Genomic DNA, 17,386 nt, shown 5'->3' on the forward strand with positions numbered 1-17,386 from the left:
CAATATGTATTCCAGATATAAATATTACTGATAATGATTATCAATGTCAATAAATTTCGAATCTTTTTTAGTAAAATTTTGTGATTTTTTACCTCTGTTATTTTAATGCCCAGAGAATCTTCTACCTGTAACATTGTGTTTGCTTGTCTATGTTTGATTACGGACATCCACAGGAAGGTAATTATTCCGGTAACTGGTACCATGAAATAAAGATATTTAAAGGTATTTAAACCATCTTATTTTACTAAATACTGCTTTTGATTCTTTTGGTTATCTATGCTATTCGTAATGGAGCGCCTCTTCAGTGTCGTAGTGTTTTCTAGTCAAATTCACTATCCACAAGAATGAGGTGTTTTTTGTTTTCTGAGAGTAATTTTTTAAGTTGAATGTTCAATCTATGATTAACTGTAAAAGCTCAAGCTTTCCTGGTATTTGATCAGGTGCAAAGTTTGAGTAATCAAGTTATCGTTAACCATAAACTTACATATACCCCATAATTTATATTCGTGGTAAAATATTAGTTGGGAGATGATTTCATGAAAAAAATATTTTGGAGTTGTTGTGCTTCCGTGTTGTTTATTATTACGTTTATGAGCTTTTCTTCAACACAAGCTTCAGCTAAGAATTATCAAGCAGTTGATCGGAACCTAAAATCTGTAACACTTGAAACGAAACATACTTCTAAAGGATATAATTTTGCTTTAAAGTATCCTGGTAAAGCAAAAAAGACACTGTCTACATCCTTCAAAAACAAACCACCTTTTAAAGCAGAAGTTACGATTGCTCGCCATGCAAAACAACCAACACTCATAATTTGCTCACTTGAAAATGAAAATACTGGTTGGCCATACGTTGACCGTATCTATGCTATTAAAAATGGCAAACTAACAAAAGTACAAGTAAAAGGCAATGTCGGTCCCATGTTAATTTCTTACAAATCAGATAGTACACTTTCTACAACGTACTATAATCGGTTCAAAAATGTTAAATATACTTATATCTCAAGATACTATCGAACATCCAATGTATTAAAAACCATTAAAACAATTGCCCAAGAAAATGCCCTTTAACCACTAGTAAAGCAACTTTGCACTATGCATCGTAGTATAAGATACAACACCACATTCGCTATAGATAATTGGTGTTGTAGTGCATGCGGCAATAAGTTTGGGATGGAGGGTTCAAAGAAATTTAGCACATCCGTTTGGGAGTGCTAAATTTTATATTTACGTTCATAACCAAATCTTTTAGCATTAGTTTTAGGTGCCAGGCACTTAAATAATTTACTTTTAAGTTCCCCCACTAACTATGGGCTATCCACGAAAAACCAAATTATATCCACATCCAGAACATTTCAATTCTAGACCTGCTTCTAATCGACAAGAAATTTAGTATGTTTAAGTCCACCTGTACTCTTCCCATAATATTTTATCGAATCCCAAGAGCTACTATCTATCCAACTCTCTTACAAAGTAATTTTTAAAAAAAAATCAGCTCTCCCCTATATCTTTTTTTCTTCTCTTTTTACTTCTTTTAAATATTGGCTCACATTGATTTCTTCATACAAATCAATGTGGTCCATAGATAGGGCTCAATCTGCATCTATGGTTGAACCATTTTGTAATCCCAGTTCATCATAAAGAAGACCCTAGTTAATGCGATACCATTTACGATGATCCCACTTAGTTGTATTAAACCTATCTGTCGAAATAATAAAGTGCCTTTTTTCAAGCCTTAAAAATGTGCGCCGAATTGTTATGACCGACCAAAAAGGAAACTGTTTGGCCCAGCCTTCATAAGTGCTCCTATACCAAGTATCACCCTCGAATTTCACCGATGAATTTTGCAGCTGGATATCGAGCTGTTGTAAGATAATTGCTTCTTTTAACTTTAACTTCTTTGCAAGGTCTGGTAATACAAAAAGCGGTGTGCAATTGATTAATAATTCCATAGTGATTCCTCCTGAAAAGATATAGTAAATACAATTAATACTCCAATATTGAAAAGTTTTATTGATATTCCATTTGTCGCAAATAAGAAACAACGTGATACCCAAAGTACATCCCCCCTCATCTAATAAATAGAAGCAAAAGAACAAAAGAGGGACAGCTTCATGAAAAAATTTTCAATAAAAAAATTATGATGTAAGAATTGCACGTAAACAAAAAAAACACCTGACAGAATCAGGTGTTTCGTTTCGGTGACTGGCACCATAAAATTTAAATCTGTATGCATTGTTTAATGCGTGAATGAGAATAATTAAGAAGTAAACAAAATGAAATGGAGGTTTTTATAATGGATAGCCAAAGAGCACAAGAAATTGCTGCATCACCAGTTTTAGCGAATGTATTACATGACGGAGTTCCAATATACATTCAACATGTAGATGACACAAAAGGAACAGCTAGAATATATCCTCTCCATGAACCAGAGAATGAAAAAGAGGTTGCATTAGAAAAATTAAGAGAACATTAACATGAAGTTTGCCAACATGTAGACAACATGTTTAGCTAAAAATATGAAATGATGCTGTCGTAGATACTTCTATTGCGGCATCTTTTCATTTTTAATGATTAATACCAAATGTTCATCAGTAGATTTCAAATTATTAAATAGTACATAAAAAGCCTTCAACCTCGATAGAGATTAAAGACTTTTTTTACTACTTATTTTCAGAATTGTTTGAGTACCTGGCACCAGAACTTCCACTCATTTCAAAATATTTCGGGTGGTGCCGGTCACTATACGATATTTTTCTTTTCAAGAATGACTGAATAAACTCTACATCCTCTTTTGTTAAGTCCTCAATATCATCAATCGACTGAATTACTTTCATGACTTGCCCATTTCGAGAATCTTTAGGTTTATTACTATAATAATTAGTGACTGCGGATGTAAATATACCGATAATCACAATCCCTACTATTAGTAATACAGCAGCTAGTAATCGACCAACTATGGTAACAGGTGCAATATCTCCATATCCAACTGTAGTTATTGTTATCAAAGCCCACCATAATGCTTCAGGATAAGTGTCAATCGCTGGCTCAACTATAGCAATCGGTATTGGTATGACAAATAACATTGTGACACCAAGCTTGAAAGCTGTTTCTAATCCATTCGTTTTTAAAATCCCTAAATAAGGTTTTAAATAACGAGAACTGATGCCAAGCAATTGAAGAACTTTAAATATACGAACGAGTCTAGCCGCTCGTAAAAGGGAATCGAAAGGAATTATGGCCACTAGCTCTAAAGGATGTTTCTTTACATAACTCCATTTGTTTTCTGCTAGTGCAAAACGAACAAAGTAATCCACTACGAATATGAACCAAATAGTTTGTTGGAAAATCACAAATCGTTTATCAAATAAAAGTTCAAGAGCCACTGAGATAAGGATTAAAACAATCATAGAAATTTCATATGTAATTACAAGCTTTTTCACTAAATCGACCGCCTATATCAAATAGTTTAATAGTCATACGTGTCATATTATACTGCTAAACTCACCTTTTTTTCATACAAAAAACATCTTGCCTATCGACAGGTGCCAGGCACTTGTCGATAAAGATTATATTGTTATAATTTTTCCAGCTTTAAAGTAAGAAGAGAAAAGGTGAAATGCGGACAATCCGAGGGTTCCTAATTATCTTTCTCAACGGGGTTTAAGAAGTAAGGTAAGACTTAAATTACTTAGAAAGCGAATAAAATACTCTTACTAATTGTATACAAATAAAAACAACTGCTAACATATATGTCAGCAGTCGCTTATATTGATCAATTGCTTATTTTTAGTGGAACTTCCCAGTCAATCTAAATCCAATTTCGGCTATGAGTGTGGCAAAAAGAAATGTTCCGGTATATACACAAATAGATACTACAACAATTCTCCAACCAAGTTTTTTAAATTCTTTTAAATCTTTCCCAAAAGAGAGACCTGCATAAGCAAGAATTGGTGTAGCAAGTGCCATGAAGTTAATCTTTTCTGTATATTTGACAATTGATTGCTGGTAAGGATTAACACTTGAAGTAACTAATAATGCAATAATTGAGACCCAAATAACTGTAGGGATCTTTTTAACTAAAAACTTATTTATCGCAAAACCTAAAACTGTAATCACAACAATTATCAGCATACCTGGGATTGCTTCAATGGGTGAAACATGATAGCCAACCCAATTTCCTAATATAGCAATAATACCAATGATGATAAATGTTAAAATTTGATCCTTCATATTATTCACCCGCAGACTTTTCTTTTTTTGATTTTCTTCCCAAAATCGGCTCTAAATACTTATAAAGGAGATTTGTCATTGGAAGAGAGAAGTACACACATATAAATGTACCAACGATTGTTGTGATTAAGTTTGCTGCACCTGCAAATACAGCAATGTCATTGGCAGAATCCGGGAACATAATTGATAGAGATCCAGTCATGGCAGCCATCATACTACCAGAACCAACGCCAGCTCCCATTGCTAAAGAAATCGGGTGAAACCATCCTGTGCTAGCGATTAAACTTGCGATAAAGGATAAATAGATTGCCCCAAATAATGTTCCACAGATATATACGCCTAATGCCCCACGAGACTCAGGAGAATCTGCACCATATTTTTCAGAAAGAATTGCTAAGTTCGGTTCTCGGTCAATCGAGAATGTTGCACCAACTGCTTCCCGTTTCATACCTAGAAGTAATGCAATTGGCAATCCTAATACAATCGTACCTAAAAAGTGACCGACTTCTTGGAAAACAAGAGAAAAACCTGCATCGTATAACTGGGATAGAGAAGGTCCCATTAACGTTCCTAATTTTGTGACAAACAACATGAAAGAAATGCCCAATATATTAGAAGCTACAGTCATATTTTTTTCAGATAGAATTTTAAATTTTGGTAAACTAATAATTGCCCCAATGATTAAAGCATATAACATAGGGAAAAACGCAATAGAACCAATACCTAATTTTAATGTTTTTACACCTATAAATTCGGCGATAAGTACTAAAAATAATACGAAAATATGTATTTTCCAGCTAAATAAACGATTCATTTCCTACCCCTACCTCTTTTTGATTATTTACGACAAATAAACTATTTTTGATTTATTCTACATTTACATTTCGATAGAGCTCATTGTTTAAAACTAAAAATAAAAATAAGGATATGCCATTTTTTATTGATTCAAATGGTGGTAAAAAGTGAGAGTTATGCAATTTATGAGCCCCGCCTTTTCCATCATTGACACCTAGGAAGAAAAATGCACCTGGAACTTCTTCTAAATAACATGCAAAATCTTCGGATGCTAGACTTGGGTTCTCAACATCGACAATACGATCTTGTCCAAATTCCTCTACTAATCCATCATGAATGGCATGGACAACAGATGGTGTGTTAATCGTAATTGGATACCTCATATCGTAATCAATTTCTGCTGTTAATCGATTCGCTTGTGCAACATTGTTAACAATACTTTCAAAACGTTCTTTCAACAATAATCGGGTTTCTTTCTCCACTGTACGAACCGTACCTTTGAATTTTACTTCTTCTGGAATAATATTAAATCCTTGTCCACCTTCAATGGTTCCAATCGTCATAACAGCAGCATCTACAGGATTAATCTCTCGACTTAAAATGGTTTGTAAAGACGTAATAATTTGTGATGTCCCTACAATAGCGTCTATTCCTTGATGCGGTGCTGCTCCGTGCCCTGCCATTCCTTTTACAGTTACCTCAAAAACATCCATACTCGCCATTAAGGACCCTGGTTTGACACCAATCTCACCTATATTGAGTTCTGGCCAAACATGCATACCAAAGATAAAGTCAGGCTTCGGGTTATCAAGCGCACCTTCTGCAATCATTTTTTCAGCACCCTTGACCATTTCTTCTGCTGGTTGGAAGATGAGTTTTATCTTGCAGTTTAATTGGTCTTTCACCATATTTAGTATTTTAGTTGTACCTAGTAAAGTCGTGGTATGAACATCATGTCCACATGCATGCATGGCACCTTCGTTAAAAGAGGCAAAAGCTGCACCCGTTTCTTCTTTGATAGGTAATGCGTCCATATCCGCTCGTAAAGCAATGGTTGGTCCATCAACTTCTTCATTAATCATGGCCACAATTCCAGTTTTCGCTACATGATCAGTATATGAAATACCCCATTCATCTAAATAGCTTTTGACGATTTTAGAAGTTTCATATAAATCGTAACCAATTTCAGGTGTTTGGTGTAATTTCTTTCGAATGGAACAGAATTCATCAAAATTGTCATCAATCAAAACCTCAACATTTTTAAGAATTGTAGTATTCATCATTACATTCCCTTCCTTATAACGATTATTTAAAGAAATTTTCTTAAAGTATTCTAAAAATAATAATAATACATAATTACTATCTTTCGATATTTTATTTATTTTCAGAAAACTTTATAGAGAGAATATTTTTAAATTATGTGTGAAGATCTTATAAAATAATTGTTGGATTCATTTCACTTCATCAATTACTCGCGGTTTCAAAACACGAACATTCATATGTTCCGTACACTTAAAATCCTCTTTTTTGTATTATACTTTATAAATATTAACCTTGTATAGATGTAAATGTTCGTTTTTGTGTAAATTTCGCAAAATAACACGAAGGAACCATATAACTTTTCCAATATAAAATTAAAGATACTCATACATGAAATACCATTATTACAAAATAATTATAGATACTCTTTTTTCTATTGGTATTTACTTTTATCTATTTTGGTAGTTATGTGTTGAATAGAGCATATAAGAAAGCTACATATTATAGTTCTTCAACGTTATCTGGAAATGAAAAAGCTAGCTTCGTTTATATACAATTATGCAGAACAATCTAATACAAAAATTATTGCTGAAGGAGTAGAACATAAATCGTCATCCATAGATTCAAAAGTTTAGAAAACATATTTAAACATCTTACAACTTCGAACGCGTAAATGCTTATCTAAATCTTGTACACCTTTAAACTATTCATCTTCTTGTTAATGGTTGCGACTTTATACTTCTTCTCATGTAAATGATTCCTACAAAAAAACTCTAATCTCGAAAAGAGATTAGAGTCTAAATTATCAAAGAGTCTTTGTTTTATTTAACGACCACTTTTGTTGATGTGCTTGTGCCTGATGAAGTTTTCACCGATACATATATTTTTGTTTTTGATTTTTGAGCTGGTACTTTAATAGAAAATTCCCCGTTACTATTACTTTTGCCAGTGTATTTTTCACTACCAATTTTAACTGTCACTGTACTATTTTTTATCGTTTTCCCTGTAATTTTTTTAGCACCTTTTTTCACTTTGTTTACAGTTGGTGATTTAGGTAACATACTAGGTGCTTTGACAGATAATTTATATTTACCATAATCAGAGTCATGTTTTATAGAAATATAATAAGTACCAGCTTTCACAACTGCTGTATCTGAATTCAGAATTGATGTACTTTCAGTTGCACCACTAAAATTATAATAAGACATTACATTTTGCATATTACTATCATACACATCTACATTTAACCATGGTACATATGAGTAAGTATCAACAGTTAGTTTTCCTGCTTTTGTTATTTTCACTTTATAGTAGTCCGCTGTATCATTCCAACTTATTAGTCCCGTCACTTTTTGGGTATTCGCAGAGATAGTTTGAGCTTGATCAACACCATTGTTAAGTTCTTTTTCATTGTTTTTAGCTTCAGTAAAATTAGCTTTTAATTTATAACGGCCATTTTCACCATCTTCGGAAACTTTAATATAATAAGTTCCTGCTTCTAGATATGTACTTAAATTTGTTGGAATTGCCGTATTTTCACTTGCTCCACTAAAACCATTATCAGACATTATACTTTCATAATTGTCATCTAAGATATCTATATTCACGTACGCCATAATAAGAAGAAAAATCTACAGATAATTTTCCTGATTTTGTAAGATTTACTTTATAGTAATCCGAAGTATCATTCCAACTGATTAACCCAGTTATTTGCGACTCATTTAATGTTAATTGTTGAGCCAAATCTATTCCGTTATTAGATTCAACTTCATTATTATTCGCAGCATTTAACGTTGCTTTTAATCTATACTTTCCTGTGTAATCATCTTCCTGTGATACTTTGACAGTATATGTACCCGGCTCTAAATACTCTCCTTCTTTCCATGGAGTTGGATTATTTTCATCAGCATCTTCAAAAGAATACTTTTCCATTATTACATCGTGATTTTCATCATAAAGCACAACATTCATATATGACATATATGAAGATACATCTAATGATAGTTTCCCAGCCTCACTCAAAGTGAAAGTATAGTAATCTGAAGGATCATCATCCGTAATAATGCCTGTAACACTTTTATTTAACCCTAAGTTTATATTATTTTCTTCAGCACTTGCCGAAGTCAATGAATATCCTATTACACATAAAAAAGCTAATGCAATAGTTAAAATCATTTTTTCATACTAATTACCCCCTACTTAAGTCATAAAACAATTAAATTATACTATAAAAATTATATTAATTAATCAATTATGTAAAAATAAATATATAATTATATCCTTCCTTTCAAAAAGGAAAATCCTAAACCATTGTAATGGTTTAGGACTCCTTTTCTCCTAATTTAGATACTGCTTCTGTTAAAACTGCAACTACTTCAGGGATCTTAACGTGCAGGCACTTATTCTTATGACTTACCAAATTTCACGGATTGGACAACCAATTGCCATAACAAAATCCCTGACTAAAAATCAGGGATTTTCCCTTATCATTCTATATAGAAAAGACTTAAATTGTATTGGATTGTATGAGGGACTTGCACCTTAACTTGATTGTCAGAATTGTTTAGGCACCTGTCATTTACAAGTCTTTAAAAAAAATTAACATTGCTTTAACAATAAAACATTAAAATAAGGAAAAACACCTTTATACATAAGGAGATCATATGAATTATTCACTATATTCCGGGGATTCACCTGTTAACCTATTCTCATTTTTAAAATACTTATATAGCAGGCGTCATGAGGATCTCTTGAATTTCAAAAGATACAATGAGCTAAAAAATATATTAAAAAACGAAAAGCTCAACACATTTTTTCAGCCCATTGTCAATTTGCATACAGATGAAACATTTGCCTTTGAGGCGTTAAATAGACCATCTAGATCAAAATTATTTTCAAATGCCGATGTGTTTTATGAATTTGTTGGGCAAACGGATATGGTTTTTGCATTTGAAAAGTTTTGTAGGAATCTTTCTTTACAAAGATATATGACTAGACTTCCGGAAAACTCCATTGCAAAAAATTACACCTTATTTTTAAATATCCATCCATCAATTCTACTGGATAAAAACTATCACAATGGCGAAACATTAAAACTTTTAGGAAATGTTGGACTGCAACCAAATCAAGTTGTTTTTGAACTAACGGAGCGTAGTGCTGTCACAGATTTCCAAGAATTTGAGCGAGTTCTCTCCAATTATCGTTCACAGGGTTATCGTATTGCTATTGATGATGTGGGCTCAGGCTATAATAGTTTAAAGACATTACTCTATCTAAAACCAGAGTTTGTCAAATTAGATCGCTCACTTGTTCAAAATATTCATCAAAAGGAGGCCAGTCAAAAACTAGCTTCGATGATATATGATTATGCAGAACAGTCTAATACAAAAATTATTGCTGAAGGCGTTGAACAGATAGAAGAAATAAAATACCTTCAATCTGTTGGAATTCATTATGGGCAAGGTTACGCACTAGGTAAACCCAAAATGGAAATACTGAATGGCAGCATTCCTAATAGTTCACCAGATTATTTGTGAAATTGATCCTTTCAAAAAAGAAAGTCCTAAACCATTTTAGTGGTTTAGGACTCTTCTTCTGGGCAAAATCCATGAATTTTCTGAGCTAATCCACGATTGTTTTGGGTCAATTCACGAAATCTCAACTCTAATCCACGAAAAAAGAAATTGAATCCACGCATCGCACCATTTAAACCTCAGTCCCTGCGAGCAAACTCGATGAAATAAGAAAATCCCACCTTCTAAGAGATGGGATTGGGTGTTTGGTATTACTCTTTCGTATTGTGTACTTTTGAGATCTTAACGCGCAGGCACTTATCCTTATGACTTACCAAATTGCTTCTACCCATTCAGGGTGGTCGATGAATGGATTGCGGTTTCCTTGAATATTGTATATTTTTTCGTTTCGTTGTTTTTCCCACTTGCTTACTGGATCTTGTTCATTCCATTGTAATAAAACAGAAAGCTTTCCGTGGAAAGGATTTGTTCCATTGTTAACTCGATCATTCAATTCTAAGTCAACCCTGTCACCTTTTTCATAACGTGTTGCCATGTAAAATAAGATTCTAGCGATATCGCCTTTTACATCATCTGGCGGCTCCCATGAATCAGAATCCCTTTTACACTCAGAACAACCGTTTACTGCACTTCCACCATTATCAAAATCTAAGTTCCCTCTTGCACTATTTACTTGTACGTCAGCCGGTCGCAAATTATGAATATCTGTACCAGGGCCATTACTTGTACCAAAATCACCATGTGACTTTGCCCAAGTATGCTCTCTATTCCAGTCTCCAACATTGCCACCGGCTTTGCTCTTTGGACGAGATTCTCCAGTATAAAGTAGGATAACATTGTTCGAATTATTTGGATCTTCATCCGTTATTTTCAAAGCATCCCACGCTTCATTGTATGAAAGCACACGGTTATCATCTATGATATCGTGTAATGCAGCCTTTAACACTTGCCCTTCTTTCCCAATAGCATCGCTATAGTATTTATCCGTTGTATTGTCAGAAGTAACAGTTACAGAAAAACTAGAGGTGACAGATTTCTTTCCATCTGTAGCTGTAACTCCCACAATATGACTGCCAACAGGTAAATCCAAAGTTAGTTCTGAACCACTAATAGCTCCTAATGTAGAACTAAATGTTAGCTTATCTCCGTCAGGATCTTGAAAATAGTCTGTCAAAAGGAAATTCAGCTTTTTCCCTACTGCCACAGTTTGATTATCAAAGTTTTTTATTGCTACTGGAGCATTGTTTTCTGCTGGTGTTGAAGGTGACTCACCTTCTGAATCTATAAAATGAATGTTTTCAGGATTTGCACCGTTTATATATCTGATATGTTTAATATTCTCAGCGCCTCTAATTTCTTTCACATTCGGACTATCAATGATGACTTTTCCTAGTGGAAGCCCTGAGAAGTTGATAATGGCACCAGCTTCTTTCGGTTTAATCGTCACTGTTGAACCATTAAAGCCTTTATCTGTGAATCCTGCTCCTTTTAGCTCAGCATATTTGGAACTTGTAATGGTGATTCCTTTTGTAATCTTGCCACTTTCAAAATTCACGGAAATACTTGGCTCAGAAAATGTTAGTTCTTTCTCTCTTATGTTTACTAAGTTGTATGTTTTTTCAGGAACAATCTCATCTGATTTACCAGATAAATCAAGTTGTACCATTACTGGATCATGGTCACTTGCACGGCCAGCCATATCAGTGAAATCTGCATTGATATGAAGAATATCAATTTTCGTTGATTTAGCTAGATTGTTCGATACTAAAATATGATCTAACACTTGTGAATTCCCTTGGAAAAGATACGTATAACGATCATCTTCAGGTACTTTATTAATCATGTTTGTCATGTGTTTGCCTTCAAGGATTTTTAACGAATCCGTGAATTGGAAATCGTTATAATCACCGACAGAGACAATATTTGCATCTGGGTTATCAGCTTTAATCTTTTCTACAAAGTCTTTCACGACATTTGCAATCTGATGACGTTGCACTTCGCTTTCCAATTGAGGTGGCTGTGTTGAGCCGAATAATGGTGTATCACCTGATTTAGAGTTCCAGTGATTCGCAATGACAACAACACTTTTACCATTAAAATCAAATTGTGCAGCTAGTGGTTTTCGACTATTATTGAATGCAGTATTTGTAGGATCAATACGCCCTGGATTAAGTGATAGCTTTCCATTCTTATATCCTACAGCTGTTTTTGCATCCCCGCTTGGAATGCCTTGTGTTAATTGTACGCGTTCCGGATTATATAGGAATCCTACACGGATATTCGCATTTGGTGCACCACCATCTGCATTGTTCTCTGGGTCAATATTGACATAGTTATATTTTACGCCACCAGCGTTTTCAATTTCAGTAATTAAGCGTTGATAACTTTGATCTGCCGCAGTGCCTCCTGCAGTAGAACCATTATTATCTTGAACTTCTGTAACACCAATAATGTCAGGGTTTTTCATATCAGAAGCAAACGCTCGAGCCAATTTGCGCGCTTTATCATCAGTTGTTTCTTTCGTATTGTTAGAGAAGTTTTCTAGGTTATAAGAAGCAACGGTTAATTTATCGTCTGCTTTTACAATCGTTGTTGTTTCTGGTTGTGAATCACCTACAACATGTTTTGCTTTCATCACATCATAATCAGCATAGATCTTATAATTTTGGAAGCCATAATTGACTACCCCAGTAATAGGGCCATTAAATTTATCGCCTGTTGCTACTTTAAAATCTCTTGCTTGCGTATTATCATAAAGTTTAAATTGAATTCTATCAGCATTTGCATTATTTTCTGTAAGTAAGACACCACCATGAATAGTATCCGTTTTTCTTTCATCTAGCACTGTAATTAGATCACCATGTTCTTGAGGTGCTACAGCTTTCACATTTCCTACTTGAACCCTCATACCTTCGAGAGATTCCCAGAAATCAATAGCATCTTCCTCTGGATCAAATTTACCAAATCCATCGTTATCAATCACTTCCGATGGCAGATTATTGCGATCAATTACTATTGGTGCTGGAAGTGTTACATTGCTCTTCACAACACCCACTTTACCACCTTGGTCGTTTCGAGCATTAATCTGTGTAACGGATAAATCTGTTTCTTTTTTTGTGTCAGTATAACCATCAATTTGAAATTCATCTACTTTTCCATCAACACTTACAAGATCCCCAATTTTAACGCTCGCTGCAGTGTTACCCGTATAAACAATAATTCCTTCTGAAGTGTTTGGATTGTTGTCCTTTTTATCATCAGGGGTTTGAATATGGAAATAGTTTCCGCTTCCAATTTTATAGACATATGTGACAATTCCTTCAAGCCCTGAAACTTTCTCACCTCGTTTAGGTGATTGATGCGACGCTCCTTGAATATCGTGGATTTGGATTCCTTGTTCTTGATCAAAAACAGTATATTCATACGACGTAACCTGACTATTTTTTAACCCCTCTTTTACAGCAAACGCTTTTATTGTCATATTATTTTGAATAGCAATAGGCTTACTGTATACGTTACTAGATTTGGTAGGTTCTGTTCCATCTGTTGTATAGTAAATGGTTGCACCTTCAGTTGTCGTCGTTAGAGCTACTTCAGTACCTTTTGCAACAGATCCCGCTTTAACTGATGGCATTACAGACTGAACTACAGTCGTATCTTCTATAATATCCGCTGTGGAACGTGGGATGACTTGATAGACATTATCGAATTGTTGAACAATCCCTGTAATCGATTCATAGTTTTTCCCAACAGCTAAGTTTAATGCCTTTGTTTCATCACGCACCACAAATTGCGTTGTACCATCTGTAACCGTATAGTTAGCCCAAGTACTGCCATCTTCCACAGATAGGATCTTAATATTTTTTGCTGTTACTAGGCGAGATTCATTTTCTTCTGAAACTTCTGCACCTGAAACGACTTTAGGTGTTGGTGTACCTACATTTAGTTTCTTTTCATCAATTGTTGCCTCATCTAATTGCATTAGTCCTCTGTAATCTGCTAATTTACCCGTTAAAGTGACTTCATCGCCAACCGCTGCATCTAAACTAGATGGACGTACAGCTATTCCTCCCGTACCATCCTGAACGGAAATCGTATTTTTTAGTTTTGCTGCAACTACTGCCTTAATCGTAACAGTTTCGCCTATTGGTAGAGTTCTTGCTTGTTCAATCGATTTGATGTCAGCTGGGTTTCCTGGATCTACTGAAGAACCATCCATTGTATGTTTACCGAGGTTAGATACATCATCTATCGGCAATTTATCCCACTCATTAGTCGGATCAAACGAATCATCAATAATTGTATCGCCTATTGTAATATTGGACTTCCGGACTAATGTTACATTCTCCATATTTTTTACTGTTTTACCAACCTGTCCAATGGAATCAATAACATTATTCCCTTTTTTTAATACTACGGGATCATCCCCATTAAAATTAATGACGGTAGAATTAGCGAGATTTCCCTTACTCTTTATCGATTCATTTGCACTATTATGATAAATTACATAGGTTTCTCCATCATTTATATTTCCTGTAAGTTGTAATGTTTGTCCTGCTTGAGCGGCCCCATTTACATATAGCTCTAATTTATACTGACTTAGGTCAATGGCAGATCCGGTCCCATTATATAGTTCAATTGCTTTGTTAAAACTACTTCCCTCAATATACTCAGAAATAATCAGTTCTGAAGCTTGTCCTGCCGCAGCAGAAGTTGGAATAGCTGGTGTTAAGATACTAGCTACTAAGAGTGTCGACAAAAACGCGTTTAAAGGCTTTTTCCATTTTCTTTTATTCATTTAAACTAGTTCCTTTCTTAATGAGAATTTGCTATTAATAAATACTGAAGTACCAAGAACACATGCTGTTGCAGATTTAACACATTTGAAATTTGTCACAAACAAGAATCCTCCTTCATTATTATTGGCATTTATCTGATTAAAATTGATATCAGCCGACCACATAACTCAATTATTTACTATTATTAATAAAATTTCCACCCCCTTACATATAAAAAAATTAATTTTTACAAACGAAACATATTTTATATGAAAATACTTTATATTCCATATATATTTACTGGCAATTTAGTAATATAACTAATTGTTGGAATTTTTACTTTATTTAAGATTATTTGAATGTAATTTCTCTTTAGATACTGTATGTTGCTTTTAGAACACTCATGAATCTCCCTCTTAACTAAAAAGCTCTCATGTACGAATACATGAGAGCTAGAAATCAAAATAGTAATTTTTATTTAAAAAGAGAATCCAAACACTATGAAAAAAACTCCCATCTTCCGAAGAATTATAGTCATGTTATTACTTTCAATTTTCCGAAGAATTATCTAATATATTTCATCCCACTCATCAAAATTGTTGGTGTGAGCTATACCTCTTCTAATTCAACTTTCAAAGGAGACTTATTGAATACTTAAAATTTGCACACCAAATAATATCATTAAAAGTTAATACGCTAAAGATTAGGGTTTAAATGCTTTTTTTTGGGAAGTATCCGAAGAAAAGCAACAATCAGGACATATCAGAAAAAGACTATAGTAGTAACTGTTAGCATAAAGAAGCTAGATGGGCATTAGCTTCTTTTAATAGCAAATGGTCTATACATTACAAGATCTCATGCATACCATTGTGCAATAAAAAAATCCTTTAGAACCAAATGATTCTAAAGGATTTTTAAGTATGACCCCTACGAGATTCGAACTCGTGTTACCGCCGTGAAAGGGCGGTGTCTTAACCGCTTGACCAAGGGGCCAATATATATGGCTCCGAAGGCAGGACTCGAACCTGCGACCCTCTGATTAACAGTCAGATGCTGCTACCAACTGAGCTACTTCGGAATAGTTAAATGGTGGGCCTAAATGGACTCGAACCATCGACCTCACGCTTATCAGGCGTGCGCTCTAACCAGCTGAGCTATAGGCCCATAATTGGAGCGGGTGAAGAGAATCGAACTCTCGACAACAGCTTGGAAGGCTGTGGTTTTACCACTAAACTACACCCGCATATGGTGGGTCGGGACGGAATCGAACCGCCGACACTTAGAGCTTCAATCTAATGCTCTACCAACTGAGCTACCGACCCATGATAATTTAATAGAATTTTTTAAAAAAATGGCGGTCCGGACGGGACTCGAACCCGCGACCTCCTGCGTGACAGGCAGGCATTCTAACCAGCTGAACTACCGGACCATTTTGGTTGCGGGGACAGGATTTGAACCTGCGACCTTCGGGTTATGAGCCCGACGAGCTACCGAACTGCTCCACCCCGCGATAGTAATATTAACTTCATTTCATTATGCACTAAGTAAGCTGACGTCTTCCACGCTTTGCTTGCGTCGACGTTAATCGCAATCTTCGTATTGCGATTTGCTCCACCCCGCGATAATAATATTATCTTAATTTCATTATAATTTCATTATTTAATAAAAATGGAGGAGGAAGAGGGATTCGAACCCCCGCGCGGTTTGACCCGCCTGTCGGTTTTCAAGACCGATCCCTTCAGCCAGACTTGGGTATTCCTCCAGATAATATGGCGGCCGAGGGGATCGAACCCCCGACCTTACGGGTATGAACCGTACGCTCTAGCCAGCTGAGCTAGGCCGCCATAATAATATTAAATTTAAAACTGGTGCGCCCAGCAGAAGTCGAATCCACAACCTTCTGATCCGTAGTCAGACGCTCTATCCAGTTGAGCTATGGGCGCATATATTTAATCAAATCATTTCATTATATTTAAAAATAAAAGATGGTGCCGAGGACCGGAATCGAACCGGTACGGTAGTCACCTACCGCAGGATTTTAAGTCCTGTGCGTCTGCCAGTTCCGCCACCCCGGCATATTTGGAGCGGAAGACGGGGTTCGAACCCGCGACCCCCACCTTGGCAAGGTGATGTTCTACCACTGAACTACTTCCGCATATGCATGTGTTATTTAATCTGGCAATTTATTGAATTTTCTAAAAATGGTGCGGGTGAAGGGAGTCGAACCCCCACGCCTTGCGGCGCTAGATCCTAAGTCTAGTGCGTCTGCCAATTCCGCCACACCCGCATTATAAAATTAAATGATGAGTCATGCAGGATTCGAACCAGCGACCCTCTGATTAAAAGTCAGATGCTCTACCAACTGAGCTAATGACTCATTTAAAATAAATGGTAAAAAATGGTGGAGGATGACGGGATCGAACCGCCGACCCTCTGCTTGTAAGGCAGATGCTCTCCCAGCTGAGCTAATCCTCCATAAAAGGAACAACTGATAGATATCAGTTGTTCCATAGTCTGCCTAGCAACGTCCTACTCTCGCAGGGGGACAGCCCCCAACTACCATTGGCGCTAAAGAGCTTAACTTCTGTGTTCGGCATGGGAACAGGTGTGACCTCTTTGCCATCATTACTAGACTATTTATTAGAAAGAATTGTTCTTTCAAAACTGGATAAACATTCATTGAAGTTCTTAACAACTTTTGGTTAAGTCCTCGATCTATTAGTATTCGTCAGCTCCATGTGTCACCACACTTCCACCTCGAACCTATCTACCTTGTCGTCTTCAAGGG

11 protein-coding genes, 15 tRNA genes and 2 rRNA genes are annotated in these 17,386 nt (G+C 35.4%); 3 read left to right on the forward strand and 25 right to left on the reverse strand.

Features of this window, described 5'->3' with window-relative positions:
- Window positions 1–536: 536 nt before the first annotated feature.
- Complete coding sequence (locus ACIQ4I_RS08195; RefSeq protein ID WP_403095030.1) at window positions 537–1,070, forward strand: hypothetical protein; 534 nt, start codon at window positions 537–539, stop codon at window positions 1,068–1,070.
- A 578-nt stretch (window positions 1,071–1,648) separates the two neighbouring features.
- Here the strand turns inward: ACIQ4I_RS08195 and ACIQ4I_RS08200 are convergent.
- Window positions 1,649–1,951, reverse strand: a complete 303-nt coding sequence (locus tag ACIQ4I_RS08200) for a hypothetical protein (RefSeq protein ID WP_403095033.1) — start codon at window positions 1,949–1,951, stop codon at window positions 1,649–1,651.
- Between the two features lie 344 nt (window positions 1,952–2,295).
- On the opposite strand from ACIQ4I_RS08200, the gene ACIQ4I_RS08205 reads away from it, so the two are divergent.
- Window positions 2,296–2,475 (forward strand): small acid-soluble spore protein H, encoded by a 180-nt coding sequence (locus ACIQ4I_RS08205; RefSeq protein ID WP_403095036.1) that lies wholly within the window; start codon window positions 2,296–2,298, stop codon window positions 2,473–2,475.
- Window positions 2,476–2,662: 187 nt separating this feature from the next.
- Here ACIQ4I_RS08205 and ACIQ4I_RS08210 read toward each other — a convergent pair whose 3' ends face one another.
- The 6 genes from ACIQ4I_RS08210 to ACIQ4I_RS08235 form a co-directional block, all read right to left on the reverse strand.
- A complete protein-coding gene (locus ACIQ4I_RS08210; protein ID WP_403095039.1) occupies window positions 2,663–3,442 on the reverse strand; it encodes a potassium channel family protein in 780 nt (259 codons plus the stop codon).
- A 346-nt stretch (window positions 3,443–3,788) separates the two neighbouring features.
- The gene (locus ACIQ4I_RS08215; protein ID WP_397537140.1) at window positions 3,789–4,232 is read right to left on the reverse strand and encodes a hypothetical protein; all 444 of its coding nucleotides are present in this window, start codon (window positions 4,230–4,232) and stop codon (window positions 3,789–3,791) included.
- 1 nt (window position 4,233) lies between these two features.
- Window positions 4,234–5,046: a DUF3100 domain-containing protein gene (locus tag ACIQ4I_RS08220; protein ID WP_403095042.1), complete on the reverse strand. Its 813-nt coding sequence runs from the start codon at window positions 5,044–5,046 to the stop codon at window positions 4,234–4,236.
- Between the two features lie 52 nt (window positions 5,047–5,098).
- Entirely contained in the window at window positions 5,099–6,310 is a 1,212-nt protein-coding gene (locus ACIQ4I_RS08225) for a M20 metallopeptidase family protein (RefSeq protein WP_403095045.1), read from the reverse strand.
- A gap of 798 nt (window positions 6,311–7,108) precedes the next feature.
- Complete coding sequence (locus ACIQ4I_RS08230; RefSeq protein ID WP_403095048.1) at window positions 7,109–7,894, reverse strand: Ig-like domain-containing protein; 786 nt, start codon at window positions 7,892–7,894, stop codon at window positions 7,109–7,111.
- Window positions 7,872–8,462, reverse strand: a complete 591-nt coding sequence (locus ACIQ4I_RS08235) for a hypothetical protein (RefSeq protein WP_403095051.1) — start codon at window positions 8,460–8,462, stop codon at window positions 7,872–7,874. Before ACIQ4I_RS08235 ends, ACIQ4I_RS08230 begins: the two co-directional genes overlap by 23 nt.
- A 488-nt stretch (window positions 8,463–8,950) precedes the next feature.
- Between ACIQ4I_RS08235 and ACIQ4I_RS08240 the strand changes: the two genes are divergently transcribed.
- A complete protein-coding gene (locus ACIQ4I_RS08240; RefSeq protein WP_403095054.1) occupies window positions 8,951–9,823 on the forward strand; it encodes an EAL domain-containing protein in 873 nt (290 codons plus the stop codon).
- A gap of 307 nt (window positions 9,824–10,130) precedes the next feature.
- Here the strand turns inward: ACIQ4I_RS08240 and ACIQ4I_RS08245 are convergent, their stop codons facing one another.
- From ACIQ4I_RS08245 to ACIQ4I_RS08330, 18 genes are all read right to left on the reverse strand, one after another.
- Window positions 10,131–14,618 (reverse strand): endonuclease, encoded by a 4,488-nt coding sequence (locus tag ACIQ4I_RS08245; RefSeq protein ID WP_403095057.1) that lies wholly within the window; start codon window positions 14,616–14,618, stop codon window positions 10,131–10,133.
- 901 nt (window positions 14,619–15,519) lie between these two features.
- A tRNA-Glu gene (locus ACIQ4I_RS08250) sits at window positions 15,520–15,591 on the reverse strand.
- 8 nt (window positions 15,592–15,599) lie between these two features.
- A tRNA-Asn gene (locus ACIQ4I_RS08255) sits at window positions 15,600–15,676 on the reverse strand.
- A gap of 9 nt (window positions 15,677–15,685) precedes the next feature.
- Window positions 15,686–15,762, reverse strand: a tRNA-Ile gene (locus ACIQ4I_RS08260).
- A 5-nt stretch (window positions 15,763–15,767) separates the two neighbouring features.
- A tRNA-Gly gene (locus tag ACIQ4I_RS08265) sits at window positions 15,768–15,841 on the reverse strand.
- 3 nt (window positions 15,842–15,844) lie between these two features.
- Window positions 15,845–15,920 (reverse strand) — tRNA-Phe (locus tag ACIQ4I_RS08270).
- Window positions 15,921–15,950: 30 nt separating this feature from the next.
- A tRNA-Asp gene (locus ACIQ4I_RS08275) sits at window positions 15,951–16,027 on the reverse strand.
- Between the two features lie 4 nt (window positions 16,028–16,031).
- Window positions 16,032–16,108: transfer RNA gene (locus tag ACIQ4I_RS08280), tRNA-Met, on the reverse strand.
- Between the two features lie 159 nt (window positions 16,109–16,267).
- Window positions 16,268–16,360, reverse strand: a tRNA-Ser gene (locus ACIQ4I_RS08285).
- A gap of 8 nt (window positions 16,361–16,368) precedes the next feature.
- Window positions 16,369–16,442, reverse strand: a tRNA-Met gene (locus ACIQ4I_RS08290).
- A 22-nt stretch (window positions 16,443–16,464) separates the two neighbouring features.
- A tRNA-Arg gene (locus ACIQ4I_RS08295) sits at window positions 16,465–16,541 on the reverse strand.
- 43 nt (window positions 16,542–16,584) lie between these two features.
- Window positions 16,585–16,673, reverse strand: a tRNA-Leu gene (locus ACIQ4I_RS08300).
- A 5-nt stretch (window positions 16,674–16,678) separates the two neighbouring features.
- A tRNA-Gly gene (locus tag ACIQ4I_RS08305) sits at window positions 16,679–16,753 on the reverse strand.
- Between the two features lie 47 nt (window positions 16,754–16,800).
- A tRNA-Leu gene (locus ACIQ4I_RS08310) sits at window positions 16,801–16,885 on the reverse strand.
- Window positions 16,886–16,902: 17 nt separating this feature from the next.
- Window positions 16,903–16,975: transfer RNA gene (locus tag ACIQ4I_RS08315), tRNA-Lys, on the reverse strand.
- Window positions 16,976–16,997: 22 nt separating this feature from the next.
- Window positions 16,998–17,073, reverse strand: a tRNA-Val gene (locus ACIQ4I_RS08320).
- A gap of 41 nt (window positions 17,074–17,114) precedes the next feature.
- Window positions 17,115–17,231, reverse strand: a 5S ribosomal RNA gene (gene rrf / locus ACIQ4I_RS08325).
- Window positions 17,232–17,296: 65 nt separating this feature from the next.
- Window positions 17,297–17,386 (reverse strand): 23S ribosomal RNA (locus ACIQ4I_RS08330); the annotation flags it as partial.

Source organism: Rummeliibacillus sp. NPDC094406 (genome assembly GCF_044763875.1).
GTDB lineage: Bacteria > Bacillota > Bacilli > Bacillales_A > Planococcaceae > Rummeliibacillus.

Bases quoted from the DNA above. Each gene is read 5' to 3' on its own strand.
- ACIQ4I_RS08245 (WP_403095057.1), bottom strand. From the start codon at position 14,618: ATGAATAAAAGAAAATGGAAAAAGCCTTTAAACGCGTTTTTGTCGACA.
- ACIQ4I_RS08220 (WP_403095042.1), bottom strand. From the start codon at position 5,046: ATGAATCGTTTATTTAGCTGGAAAATACATATTTTCGTATTATTTTTA.
- ACIQ4I_RS08235 (WP_403095051.1), bottom strand. From the start codon at position 8,462: ATGATTTTAACTATTGCATTAGCTTTTTTATGTGTAATAGGATATTCA.
- ACIQ4I_RS08225 (WP_403095045.1), bottom strand. From the start codon at position 6,310: ATGATGAATACTACAATTCTTAAAAATGTTGAGGTTTTGATTGATGAC.
- ACIQ4I_RS08205 (WP_403095036.1), top strand. From the start codon at position 2,296: ATGGATAGCCAAAGAGCACAAGAAATTGCTGCATCACCAGTTTTAGCG.
- ACIQ4I_RS08200 (WP_403095033.1), bottom strand. From the start codon at position 1,951: ATGGAATTATTAATCAATTGCACACCGCTTTTTGTATTACCAGACCTT.
- ACIQ4I_RS08195 (WP_403095030.1), top strand. From the start codon at position 537: ATGAAAAAAATATTTTGGAGTTGTTGTGCTTCCGTGTTGTTTATTATT.
- ACIQ4I_RS08240 (WP_403095054.1), top strand. From the start codon at position 8,951: ATGAATTATTCACTATATTCCGGGGATTCACCTGTTAACCTATTCTCA.
- ACIQ4I_RS08215 (WP_397537140.1), bottom strand. From the start codon at position 4,232: ATGAAGGATCAAATTTTAACATTTATCATCATTGGTATTATTGCTATA.